Consider the following 11,545-nt stretch of genomic DNA (forward strand, 5'->3'; position numbering starts at 1 on the left):
CTCGTGAGTGAAGCTCAATACGAGACAGGACATTCTTCAAGCGAAACCAACGTCTCACTGGAGAAGATTCATCCGAATCCCAACCAACCGCGTGTTCATTTCGATGAGAAGGAGCTTCAGGAGCTGGCGGACTCCATTCGCGAGCACGGTGTGCTGCAGCCGCTCCTCGTGCGCAAGGATGGAGACGGATATCAGATCATTGCGGGCGAACGCCGCTATCAGGCTTCGAAGATCGCTGAGATTAAAGAGGTCCCCGTTATCGTCAAGGACGTGGATGAGACTGAGGTGCTCGCGCTCGCCCTTATCGAGAACCTCCAGCGTTCCGACCTGAATCCCATCGAAGAGGCGCGCGGGTACCGCCAGCTCATCGATGCGAGCGGCATGACCCAGGAAGCGCTTTCCAAGGCGGTGTCGAAATCTCGTTCGGCGATTACCAATGCGCTTCGCCTGCTTGATCTTCCGGAGTCGGTTCAGACCATGCTTTTCGAGGGGAAGCTCACTGCGGGCCATGCGCGCGCTATCCTTGCGGTGCCCTATGAGGACGCCCGCATTAAGCTCGCCGAGAAGGTTGTCAAGGATGGATTGTCGGTTCGTGCGACAGAACATCTTGCTCCATTGTTTTCTGTCACAGAGGAGCCTAAGCGGACGAAAGTCATCACCCCGCAATCCTATAAGCGGGCGGCGCGCATCCTGCGTCAGGCGCTCAACACGAACGTTCGCGTGAAGAACACGCGCGGCAAGAATAAGATTGAGATCGAGTTCAAGGATGAGGAAGAGCTTGCGAGCATCCTTGAGCGTATGGTGGGTGATCAGGAATGAAGCTCAATGTGTCTGCGGTCGCGCTCGGCATCATCGGAGGGGCTGCGATCGCCTTAGGCGCAGCTATCGGATATAAGCTTGCGACAGATGATGATCTGCGAAACACTATCGTGCAGAGTGTGCGTGAAGCAGTTGGTGCCGTCTATAAGAATGCTGCGGACATGAGCGAAGATGTCGCGCTCCGCACCGCGCAGCTTACGAAGAACCCGAAGGTCAACCAGGATTGGGTCGAGCATCAGTGGGAAAGCATCGGGTATTAACTACTTAGGTACCTTAGTAAATCTTTTGAGAAGCTTCTTATCTGAAAAGGGCTTCCCTGCCTACAAGTACCAAAAGAGCCTCTCCGCGCGGTTTTGCGGAGAGGCTCTTCATGTGCGTACTGAGTTGATGCAAGTAGTGGCGGTTGTAAAAACCCAATTACCCTACGCTTTGCGCAGACGGATTTGACGCTGTTTGAGCTGGCCGCAGGCGGCATCGATGTCCGCGCCGCGAGAGTTTCGGATCGTCGTCTCCACGCCGCGCGATGCGAGTCGGCGCTGCAGATCCTCGACCTTCTTGAGCGGCGATGGACGGAAGGGGCTGTCCGGGATGTCGTTCAGCTGGATGAGGTTCACATGGCAGAGCGTTCCCTCGCAGAAATCGCAGAGCGCCTGCATCTCAGGGTTCGTGTCGTTCACGCCCTCGATCATCGCGTACTCGTACGTGGGGCGGCGACCGGTGGTCTCCGTATAGAATTGAAGCGCTTCATGTAGGCGAAGAAGCGTGTATTTCTTTACGCCGGGCATGAGCTGGTTGCGCGTGGACTGCACCGCGGAGTGGAGCGACACGGCGAGCGTGAACTGCTCGGGTATGCGCGCGAAGTCGCGGATGCGCGGAATGATTCCGCTGGTAGAGACCGTAAGATGGCGTGCGCCGATATTGAGCCCCTCGGGATCGTTGAGCATGCGGAGCGCGCGGATGGACGCGTCGTAGTTCGCGAACGGCTCGCCCTGCCCCATGAGGACGACGCTCGTCACGCGCTCGCCGAAATCCTGGGCGACATGCGTCACCTGGTCGACCATCTCCTGCGCGGTGAGCGAGCGCGTGAGTCCCGCGAGCCCGGTCGCGCAGAAGGCGCAGCCCATGGCGCAGCCCGCCTGGGTGGAGATGCACACGGCAAGGCGGTTGCGCGACGGCATGCCCACGGTCTCGACCGCGACGCCATCGGCGAACTGCAGGAGGTACTTGCGCGACCCGTCGCGGGAAACCTGCTTCATGACTTCGACGGGCGCCGCGATGCTATAGCGCTCGGCAAGCTCGGCGCGCAAGGCCTTGGGAAGGTTCGTCATCTCCTCGAAGGAGCGCGCGTTCTTCTGCACGAGCCATTCGTGGACTTGCTTGGCGCGAAACGCCGGCTGCCCGAGCTCGCTGAAGGCTTCCTGCAACTCGGCGAGCGAGAGCGAACGGATATCGATGGGATGCTTCGCCTGTTCCATGTTGACCTTTCCTGCCGTGTAAAAGACCCTAGGGTTTTGGATCTGTCCTGATGCGGGTGCATCATTCATATATACAATAAGGGAATCGCGAATCCGCTAGGTTTGGTGGCAAACAATAAAGGAGCAGACCATGGCTACTATCGACCGTGCCGCAATGCGCGTGGCAGTGCTCGAGGGAGGCATTTCCGACGAGCGGGACATCTCGTTCAATTCCGGTCACGCGGTCGCTCGGGCGCTGGGAGATGCCGGTTACGGCGTGATCGACGAGCTCGACCCCAACGAAGATGATTTCCTCGAGCGCCTTGCGGGCGGTGCGTACGATGTCGCCTTCATCGCCCTCCATGGTCGCGGCGGCGAGGACGGCATGATTCAGAGCATCCTCGAGTACCTGGGCATTCCCTACACGGGATCTGGCGTCATCGCGAGCGCGTCCGCTGCGGACAAGACGGTCTCGAAGGCGCTCTACGCCCGCGCGGGCATCCCCATCGCGCGCGACGTGGTCCTGCGCGACGACGATGACGTGTGCATCGCCGACATCGTGGACGCGGTGGGCTCGGAGTGCTTCGTGAAGCCCGCGGTGAACGGCTCGAGCTTCGGCGTGACGCTCGTGCACGACGAGTCCGAGCTGCCCGATGCCCTCGAGCTCGTGTTCGAGCACGATACGAAGGCGCTCATCGAGGAGCGTCTCGTGGGCACCGAGATCACCGTCGGCGTGTTCGGCTTCCCGCCCCAGGCGCTGCCCATCGTCGAGATCCTGCCCCAGAAGAACTCCGAGTTCTACGGCCTCGACGTGAAGTACATCGACCCCTCGCTCGTGCACCGCATCCCTGCGCAGATCTCGAAGGAAGACTACGAGCGTGCCCAGGAGCTCGCGGTGTGGGCGCATGAGGCGCTCGGCTGCATCGGCTTCTCGCGGAGCGACTTCATCGTGACGAAGCACGGCCCGGTGATCCTGGAGACGAACACCATCCCCGGCATGACCGAGACCTCGCTCTTCCCCGACGAGGCGCGCCACGCGGGCATCTCCTTCCCGGAGGTGTGCGATGAGCTCATCCACATCGCCCTAACCGAGGTGGAGGAGTAGGTGGCCGACCAGACGCCGCGCGCGGCGATGGACGAGGCGGTGCTGCCCGGTACGCCCGACTTCGTGGTCGAGGCGTACCGCACGCTCGCCGAGCGCGCCCGCGAGATGCATTTCGGCCTGCTCGAGGAGGACGTGATCATCCTCGACACCGAGACCACGGGGCTTTCTGTCCGCGATAATGAGCTCATCGAGATCTCGGCCGCCGTGCTCTCGCGCCAGGGGATCACGGAGCGCTTCGACACGTTCGTGCACCCCACCGGCCCCATCCCCGAGGAGATCGTCGCGCTCACGGGCATCACGAACACCGATGTGGCCCATGCGCCCAGCGCACGAGAGGCCGTCGCGCAGCTCGCCGACTTCATGGGCGGGCGCCCCGTGGTGGCGCACAACGCGACGTTCGACCGCTCGTTCATCGAGGCGGTGAAGGGCGGCGTGGCCGTGAGCGACCTGTGGATCGACTCACTTGCCCTCTCGCGCATCGCGCTGCCGCGCCTCATCTCCCACAAGCTTTCATCTATGGCGGAGCTCTTCGGCTGCGCGTCGGTCTCGCATCGCGCGACGGACGACGTCGACGCCCTGGCCGGCGTGTGGCACATCCTGCTCGGCGCCCTCTGCGACCTGCCGGCGGGGCTCTTGCGCCTGCTCGCGGACTCCCACCCCGATGTGCCCTGGGCATACCGTCCCATCTTCTCCGCCCTCGCCCAGAACCTCCCCGACGAGCCGTTCTCGCTGCGCACGGCACGTGTCCGTGTGCTCGACGGCGAACCCGGCGAGGAGCGCTTCGATGCGGACGAGCTCGTGGGGCTCTCGATGCCGAGCCGCGAGGACATCGAGCGCGACTTCGCGCCCGGCGGCCTCGTCGACACCATGTACGACGCCTACGAACCGCGTGCAGAGCAGGTCGAGATGGCCTGCGAGGTGCGCGATGCCCTGGCCACGGGGACGCACCGCGCCATCGAGGCGGGCACGGGTGTGGGCAAGTCCGTGGCGTACCTCGTGCCGCTCATCGAGGCGGCGAAGCGCAACCACATCACCGTGGGCGTCGCCACGAAATCGAATAACCTCGCCGACCAGCTCATGTACCACGAGCTGCCCAGGCTCGCCGGGGTCATGGACGGCGGCGTGTCGTTCTGCGCGCTCAAGGGCTTCGACCACTACCCGTGCCTGCGGAAGCTCGAGCGCCTTGCGCGCAGCACGTCGGAGATCAAGACCGATCGCGACCCCGCGGACACCCTCACGGCGATCGCGGTGATCTACGCGTTCGCCTGCCAGAGCCCGAGCGGCGACCTCGATGCGCTGGGGATTCGCTGGAAGAGCGTGAACCGCGCGGACCTGACCACGGGCTCGCGCGAGTGCGCCCGCCGGCTCTGCCCGTTCTTCCCCGACGCCTGCCTGGTGCATGGTGCCCGCCGGCGAGCGGCACGCTCGGACGTGGTGGTGACGAACCACTCGCTGCTGTTCCGCAATGTCGCCGCCGAGGGGAAGATCCTGCCGCCGATCCGCCACTGGGTGGTCGACGAGGCGCATTCCGTGGAGCGGGAGGCGCGCAAGCAATGGGCGATCACCGTCGCGGCTGATGACGTGCGGACGGTGTTCGAGCGCTTGGGCGGAGACGATGCGGGCGTCTTGGGCTCCGTGCGCCGCGAGTTCTCGCACCATGAGGCGGGAACGCTCTACTTGGGGCTTTGCGCGCGGGCATCTGCCTGCGCGAACCGTGCGGCGCGCGCCATGGCGGACATGTTCGACGCCGCGCGCGACCTCTCGCGCACCGTGCGCACGGGCGGGTACGACCAGCTGAACATCTGGATCGGGGAGGAGCTGCGCGCGAGCGATGGGTGGTCGGTCTTCCTGCCGGTCGCCCTCGGCGCGGTGGATGCCCTCGAGGAGGCGGGCAAGGCGCTCCAGGCGCTCGCGGAGACCGTGAGCCAGGATGCGCCGGAGCGCGCCGCCGACATCGCCGACCCTGCGCGCCAGCTGCGCGAGCTCAAGGACGGCCTCGCGCTCATCGCGCGTGGCGAGGACGACCGCTACGTGTACTCCCTGCAGGTCAACCGCCGCATGCGCGCCGGCGGCGAGGTGCTCACGGCCGAGCGGCTCGACATCGGCGCAGCGCTTGCCGAGCAATGGCTTCCGGAGCTGCACACGGCGATCTTCACCTCGGCGACGCTCTCCGTGTCGGGGGATTTCAAGCATTTCGAGCACGCGGTGGGCCTCGACCGGCTGCCCGCGCGCTCGTCGCAGACGCTGCACCTGGACTCGAGCTACGACTTCGATGCGAACATGTCGGTCGTGGTCGCCTCCGACCTGCCCGACCCGCGCAACCGGGACGCGTACATCGATGCGCTTGAAGGGCTCATCTTCGACGTGCACGTGGCGATGGGCGGCTCGGTGCTCACGCTCTTCACGAACCGCCGCGACATGGAGGAGCTCTACGAGCGCTTGCAGCCCCGGCTCGCCGCGCGCGGCCTCGAGCTCGCCTGCCAGCTCAGGATGAGCTCCGCGCGCCGTCTGCGCGACCATTTCATCCAGGAGCGTACCTCGTCGCTCTTCGCCCTCAAGGCGTTCTGGGAGGGGTTCGACGCCTCGGGCGAGACGCTCCGCTGCGTGATCATCCCCAAGCTGCCCTTCGCGAGCCCCACCGACCCGCTCGCCTGTGAGCGCTCCCAGCGCGAGGACCGCGCCTGGGCACGGTACTCGCTGCCGGACGCGGTGCTCGAGGTGAAGCAGGCCGCCGGCCGCCTCATCCGCTCATCGAGCGACACCGGCGTGCTCGTCCTCGCCGATTCGCGGCTCGTGAGCAAGGGGTATGGCAAGAAGTTCCTGTCGTCGCTGCCCACGCAGGCCTACCAGCGCATGGATGCGCGGCAGGTGGGGCGCTACCTCGAGCTCTGGCGCGCCTCGCACGAATAACGGTGTGTTGGGGCTTCGCGCGTGGCTTGATTGCTCCGGCTACGCGCGGAGCCCCTTCGCGTAGGAGACGAACCGGCGCACCATGTCGGCGGGTGCGGTGATGCGCACGGCGCCCGCCGAGGCGAGCACCTCGTCGAAGAGCCAGCGCTCAGACCCCACGTAGACATCCACGAGCGTCGTCTCGGGGTCGTCGGGGGCGGGCCGTGCGCCCGCGATGCCCGCCCAGGTGAGCTGCGCCGCGCAATCGGCGGTGCACGCGACGGTCGCGAGCGTGCCCTGGGCGCCGAGGCTCGAGGCGGGGGAGGCCGCCTGCCACGCATGGGGGACGACCGAATTGTCGGTGAGCTCGACGCGCTCGATGCGGTCGAGGCGGTAGCGACGCTCCGCATCCTTCTCCACGTTCCAGGCGATGAGGTAGACTGCCTCCGGCGTGGCGACGATGCGGTACGGGTCGACGAGGCGCGGCGCGGCCGTGGCCTCGTCGTGCGCGCGGTAGGCGATGCGACAGCGCGCGCCGTCCTCGATGGCCTCTGAAAGCACCTGGTAGCAGGCACCGTAAGATGTCGTGGTGGCGATGAGGGGCTCGGAGGCGGCATCGTCGCCGACGCGGTCGCGGTGCAGGAGCGCCTCTGCGACGCGCGCGGCGACGGCGGAATCGATGTTCAATGTGCCCAGGACGTGCGCGAGCGCGAGGCTTTCGCCTAAGTCGAGCCGCACGGGGCGGAGCGCCGCTGCATCCCCCTGGAGGATGACGTCACGCTCGTCCACCTCCACGATCGCGCGCCCGCCGCCCTCGCGGTCGGCGAGGGTCGAGAGGAGGGCGGCGTAGCTTTCGAGCTCGGCATCGCTGCATCCGAGGAGCGTACGCGCGCGTTCCCGCGGCACGCGCATGACGGGCGCGGCGGCGAGGGCTTCGAGCAGCAAAAGGCCGCTCGCGACGCGGCTATCGTGCGACATGGTCTGCCACCGCCTTCTCGATCAGGGCGTTCCACCGCGCGACGAGTTCCGCGGGTGCTGCCGGGCGCATGCCGTCACGCGCATGGCCGAGCGCGAGCGCGGCCGCGGCATCGAGGTCGCGGACGGTGATCGTCCAGATGAGCGAACCGTCCGCAGCACGCGTGAGCGCGCCCCGCCCGTGGGTGATGGGCGTGAGGTTTTCCGGCAGGAAATCGCCGGGAAAGCGGAACGACGCCTCGACGGCCTCTCCGTCGCCGAAGTCGAAGGGGAGGAAGAGGTAGGCGTGGATGTCGAAGGACGCGGGAATCTCGTAGCGCGCGCCGGGGCGCAGGGCGCGGTCCATGCGGTCGACGCGGAACGTGCGGACCGCCTGCGCGGCATCATCGAGGCCGACGATGTAGGTCGCGCCCTCGTGCGAGAAGATCCCGTAGACCGCGACGGCGCGCCGCGAATGCTCGCCGCGGCCGTTCGTATACGAGAACGTGAGCTTCCGGCGCAGGGAGAAAGCGAGCCAGACGATGTCGAGCATGGTCTGCTGGGTGGTGTCCCGCGGCGCGGACGTGTCGGCGGCTTGCCCGGCCTCGTTGCCCGCGCACACGAGCTCGAGGATCTTCGTCCGGGCACGCGTGAGCGGCACGCGAAGCGGCGTCAGGGACGCGGAGAGGTATTCGTCGATGGCGTCTGCCAGGATGGATGCGTCGTCGCGGGTGATGATGCCTGCTGTGGCGAACGTGCGCCCGCGGTCGAGCACCCACGAGGAGGCCTCGTTCTCCGCGTCGCCGTCGCCGTCCGCGCAGACGATCTCGAAGCCCTGCTCCGCGAGCTTCTGTCGGTCGCGCCGGAACTTCCGAACGTCGGATTCCCGGTTCCCGGAGCCATAGCCCAGGTCGGTATCCAGGATGATCTCGTCCGTGGTGAGCGGGCGGGTTGTGGTGTTGAAGATGAAGGCGAGGTTGAGGAGCCGCTGCGCGGTGGTATCCTCCGCGATGCGGTCGCGTTTCGTCGGCATCCCTCTCACCCCCTCCGTGCACCCATTCTACCCGAGCGCGCGGTTTCGTCCGCGCGGGGACGGAAAGGTGCAATTCGTATGCGGCATGCAGATAACCTGCGGCAACACGACAGAACGTGCCAAGGAGCGGTATACTTTCCTGAATAGAAACCGCACGTTACGCATACGCGGGCGAATGCTCAATACGAACAGGGATAGGATACCCGATGGCTACTACCCGGAAATACCTTGGTCACCTGCTGCAGAACACAGGCATCACGCCTGCATGCAGCGAGGAGGAGCGCGCCGCCGCCGAGGATCTCGCGGCGATCTTCACCGCGCACGGATTCACTCCCGAGGTGCAGGAGTTCAACGCCTCGCCCATGCCGCGCGTCATGCGCGCCGTCCTGGGTATCGGCCTGTTCGTGGGCGCGGTGCTCATGGGCATCGGCGGCGCGGTGGGCATCATCGGCACGCTTATCGCCGTCGCGATGACCGTGCTCTACGTGCTCGAGCGCATGGGCAAGATCGCGCTGCCCGGCTTCGGCGGCGCGGGCGTGTCGCAGAACGTCATCGCTTATCACAAGGCCGAAGGCCCGCTCGCATCCCCGCGCAACCGCCCGGTGGTCGTGGTGGCGCATTACGATTCGCCGCGCGCGGACCTCTTCGCCAACCTGCCGTACGCGACGTACCGCCCCATCATCACGAAGCTCCTGCCGTACGCGATGGTCGTCCCGGCGATCCTCGCGGTGCTTAGGCTCTTCCCGTTCCCGCCTGCTGCGAAGGCGATGCTGTGGATCCTCGCGATCGTCGCCGCCCTCGTGCCGCTCGCGAACGCGGTGGGCGTGATCGCGAACCGCTTCGTGCTCCCGTACACCTCGGGTTCCGTGGACAACAAGTCGTCCGTCGCCGCGCTGCTCGGCGTCATGGACGCGGTCGCCCCGTATGCGGGCGAGAACGAGTTCCCGCGGGACGTTCCCTTCGATGAGTATTTCTCCGAGCAGATCCGTCGTGCCGAGGAGGAAGAGCTCGCCGCCGCGATCGCTTCGGGCGAGCTTACCGAGGATGCTACGGAGGATGCTGAAGCTGCTGCCGATGATGAGGCCGCTGCGGATGCGCAGGGCGAGGAGCTCGGCGGCACGGCTGCGATGCCCGTCGTCGACGAGGAGGCCTCGGTCGACCTCGGCGCCACGGCCGCCATGGATATGGAAACCGTGATCGGTGCCACTTCGGAGATCACAAGCGCGGTGGACGAGGCGGAGGTCGCCGACGCGGGCGCGGGTGATGACGAGGATTCTGCGGTCGAGGTTGAGGTCGCGGAGGCCGAGGGCGAAGACGAGGATGGCGCGGCCGAGACCGTGGAAGAGACCGAGGTCGTCGTCGAGGAGCCCGCTTCGGACGAGCCGCAGCTTGTGAACGCCTACGGCAACTACCGCTTCGGCGCGGACGTCATCCGCGCCATCGGCATGTTGCCGGATTCCTGCGTCATCGAGTACGAGGTCGAGGAGCCCCCGCATGCGGAGGCCGTGGCCGAGGTCGCCATCGTAGACGAGGACGCCCGCACGGGTTCCCGCGACGCGGCGGAGCCCGCGTACGAGGACGAATCGGACGACGTCGAGGTTGAGGAGGATGCCTCCTACCTGGGCGGCGAGCCGATGGACGACGAGACGGACGAGTACGACGACGAGGCGTTCGAATACGAGAGCGACTTCGACGCGCATCCCTCCGCAGCCCAGGCGGGCTTCGCGAGCGCTCTTTCCGCGGTGAGCTCGGGCGCGGCGCGCCTGCTGAGCGATATGAAGCGCCGCGGCAAGGACATGCTCGATTCGTTGAGCAACCATGAGGCTGCCAAGGACGAGGATGCGGACGGCGGTGACGAGGCTGCCGAGGATGTCGAGACCCCGCAGGACACGGCGACGGAGGAGGCTTCCGTCGAGGAGGTCGACGTCGTCACCGAGACGGCGGCTGAGGCTTCCGCCGACGCCGAGCCCGTGGCGGAGGCCGAGCCTGCCGCGGAACCCGCTGCCGCCGCGCAGGATGAGCAGGCCGCCGAGGAGCCCGCCGTGGGCGCGACGCGCGCCTTCGACGCCTCGGAGCTCGCTGCGAACGCGCCGGTGCACGAGGAGCCCGTGGTGGATCTTGGCGCCACGGTCGCCCAGCCTCCCGTGCGTCCGCAGGCCGCAGACGAGCAGATGGAGACGGTCGATTCGCTCATGGCGCAGATCAACCCGCCGCGCCCCGCGACGCCCCCGCGCGCCCCGCAGCGCACCTTCACCTCGGTTCCCGATCCGGCGATCCCGTCAATCAACCAGATGAACGTGTCGAGCCGCGCGTCCCTGTTCGATCTTCCCGATCCCGCTTCGGAGCCGGTCGATCCTTTCGCTTCCATCCCCGCCGCACCGAACCCGGCTGCGGATGCGTCCGTCTCGACGCCGATGGAGCCCGCTCCGTCGCGCGCCGCGGCGAACGGTTTCAGCGTCATCGGCCCCGACGATGCGGTCGAGCCCGTACCGTATGATGCTCCGGCACCTTCCGAGGGCGTGTTCGAGACCATCAGCGCCGATGCGCCGATTGCCCCGGCGCCCGCGGCTCCCGCGCGCAAGCGGGGGCTCGGCAAGCTGTTCGGCGGGCGCAAGAAGCGCCAGGAGGAGAGCATGAGCGACTGGCTCGGCGTCGAGGACGACTTCGATGCCAAGCGCTCTGGCCGCGACATCGGCTCGTGGGACAACTTCGAGGGCGACGATTGGAAGGGCGGCGCCACGGGCGTGGGCGGCGTGTCCGTCGACGAGATGCGCGACGCCGTGACCTCGCTGGGTGACGACGAGCTGCTCGGGCATGACATCTGGTTCGTGGCGACGGGCGCGTCGGAGTTCGACAACGCCGGCATCGACGCGTTCCTCGATACGCATCGCGACAAGCTCCGCGGCGTGTTCCTCATCAACCTCGAGAGCATCGGCGCGGGCGAGCCGTGCATGCTCGCGACTGAGGGCGAGCGCCGCGTGCTCAAGGGCGATAAGCGCATCATGAACCTCGTGCGCCGCGTGTCCGCCTCGTTCCATGACGAGTTCGGCGAGGTCGAGATGGGGTATTTGGCCACCGACGCGTATCGTGCGATGGAGCGGAGCCTGCGTTCCCTCACGATCGCCGGCGTCGAGGACGGCCGCCTCGCGTGCGCCCGCACCGAGGACGATCTGCCGTACCGTGTGAACGCGAAGAACGTCAACATGGTCGCCGATGTGGTGACCGAGGTGATTCGCCGGTCGTAGCAACGCCGCACCCCGTCTTCCCGCGCAGAGCGGGAGGGCGGGGCTT

At 66.7% G+C, this 11,545-nt stretch carries 8 protein-coding genes; 5 read left to right on the top strand and 3 right to left on the bottom strand.

What is annotated here, in order from left to right; translation table 11 throughout:
- Nucleotides 1-3: 3 nt before the first annotated feature.
- Nucleotides 4-819 (top strand): ParB/RepB/Spo0J family partition protein, encoded by an 816-nt coding sequence (locus tag BN423_RS10060; protein ID WP_019240121.1) that lies wholly within the window; start codon nt 4-6, stop codon nt 817-819.
- Entirely contained in the window at nt 816-1,079 is a 264-nt protein-coding gene (locus BN423_RS10065; RefSeq protein ID WP_019240122.1) for a hypothetical protein, read from the top strand. The genes BN423_RS10060 and BN423_RS10065 overlap by 4 nt, the downstream gene beginning before the upstream one ends.
- Nucleotides 1,080-1,241: 162 nt before the next feature.
- Here the strand turns inward: BN423_RS10065 and rlmN are convergent, their stop codons facing one another.
- On the bottom strand, nt 1,242-2,294 hold the full coding sequence (gene rlmN / locus BN423_RS10070) for a 23S rRNA (adenine(2503)-C(2))-methyltransferase RlmN (protein WP_019240123.1): 1,053 nt from the start codon (nt 2,292-2,294) through the stop codon (nt 1,242-1,244).
- A gap of 130 nt (nt 2,295-2,424) precedes the next feature.
- Between rlmN and BN423_RS10075 the strand changes: the two genes are divergently transcribed.
- Both BN423_RS10075 and BN423_RS10080 read left to right on the top strand, forming a co-directional pair.
- Nucleotides 2,425-3,378, top strand: coding sequence for a D-alanine--D-alanine ligase family protein (locus BN423_RS10075; protein ID WP_026089084.1), 954 nt, complete (start codon nt 2,425-2,427; stop codon nt 3,376-3,378).
- Nucleotides 3,379-6,288: a helicase C-terminal domain-containing protein gene (locus BN423_RS10080; protein ID WP_019240125.1), complete on the top strand. Its 2,910-nt coding sequence runs from the start codon at nt 3,379-3,381 to the stop codon at nt 6,286-6,288.
- A 39-nt stretch (nt 6,289-6,327) separates the two neighbouring features.
- Here BN423_RS10080 and BN423_RS10085 read toward each other — a convergent pair whose 3' ends face one another.
- Together BN423_RS10085 and BN423_RS10090 are read right to left on the bottom strand one after the other, a co-directional pair.
- Nucleotides 6,328-7,245 carry a helix-turn-helix transcriptional regulator gene (locus tag BN423_RS10085; protein ID WP_019240126.1) on the bottom strand — a complete coding sequence of 306 codons (918 nt, stop codon included), beginning with the start codon at nt 7,243-7,245 and terminating at the stop codon, nt 6,328-6,330.
- The gene (locus BN423_RS10090; RefSeq protein ID WP_019240127.1) at nt 7,232-8,254 is read right to left on the bottom strand and encodes a helix-turn-helix transcriptional regulator; all 1,023 of its coding nucleotides are present in this window, start codon (nt 8,252-8,254) and stop codon (nt 7,232-7,234) included. The genes BN423_RS10085 and BN423_RS10090 overlap by 14 nt, the downstream gene beginning before the upstream one ends.
- Nucleotides 8,255-8,460: 206 nt before the next feature.
- Between BN423_RS10090 and BN423_RS10095 the strand changes: the two genes are divergently transcribed.
- The gene (locus BN423_RS10095) at nt 8,461-11,499 is read left to right on the top strand and encodes a DUF4149 domain-containing protein (RefSeq protein ID WP_019240128.1); all 3,039 of its coding nucleotides are present in this window, start codon (nt 8,461-8,463) and stop codon (nt 11,497-11,499) included.
- Nucleotides 11,500-11,545: the final 46 nt, after the last annotated feature.

The organism is Enorma timonensis (assembly GCF_000321165.1).
Taxonomy (GTDB): Bacteria; Actinomycetota; Coriobacteriia; order Coriobacteriales; family Coriobacteriaceae; genus Enorma.